1 protein-coding gene is annotated in these 887 nt (G+C 62.9%); it reads right to left on the bottom strand.

Going from position 1 to position 887, the window contains the following annotated elements:
• On the bottom strand, positions 1–887 hold an 887-nt coding region (locus EN939_RS38400), incomplete at both ends, for a beta strand repeat-containing protein (RefSeq protein WP_442919599.1).

An 887-nucleotide genomic window follows, 5' to 3' on the forward strand; every position in this document is an offset into this window, starting at 1 on the left:
GAGCTATTCGGGCACGGTCAACAATTCGGGCGCATTCAGTCCGGCTCTGGACATTCAGCGCCGGACTGAATGCGCCCGAATTGTTGACCGTGCCCGAATAGCTCACGGCAGCCGTGCCGCCGACGACATTGAACGACGCGCCCGTTGCGCCGCTCAGCGCACCAGTTCCAAGTCCAACAATACCCGTGACATCGGTCAGGCTGACATTGTTGATGCCACCGGCCGACGAGGTCGAATCGAGCGCGATGGTGGCGGCGACACCGGAGAGATTGATCGCTGTGCCGCCGGTTGCGTTCACCGTCTGGGCGGCAGCCGTAGCGGTGATGCCCATCGTGCCGCCGGTGGCGAGAATGCCGGTGCCGGCGGTGGTGTCGATGGTCAAGCCGTTGGTGAAGCTGGTTGTGCCGCCGGCCTGCGAGAGACCAACGCCGCTGGTCGTGTCGATGTTGGCGAGGCCGGTGACGTTGAGCGTGCCGGTCTGGACTCGGATACCGCCGCCTGTGTTGGGGACGGTGGCATTGTTCACCGTCACCGTGTTGAAGTTGAAGGTGCCGGTGTTGGTGTTGACGGCATCGATGCCAAAGCCTGTCGTGTTGCCGATGGCGGTCGCGCCAGTAACGGTGAAGGTACCAGCGACGCCGTCGAAGATGATGCCGCTCGCGCCGCCACTGGCGTTTACGGTGGCAAACGTCATGTTGACGGTCAGCGGATCGAGATCGAACGCCGCGCCGTTGGTGGTGGTGACCACGCCACCGGTGTTGTTCAGCGTGAAGGTGGTGGTTTTGGTGTTGGCGATGACACCGGTGCCGCCATTGTTGGCAAGGCTGAGCGTGCCCAGATTAAGGGTACCGCTGGTGTTGGTGAAACTGAGGCCATTGCCCTGGACG

The organism is Mesorhizobium sp. M7A.F.Ca.CA.002.05.1.1 (assembly GCF_003998335.1).
Taxonomy (GTDB): domain Bacteria; phylum Pseudomonadota; class Alphaproteobacteria; order Rhizobiales; family Rhizobiaceae; genus Mesorhizobium.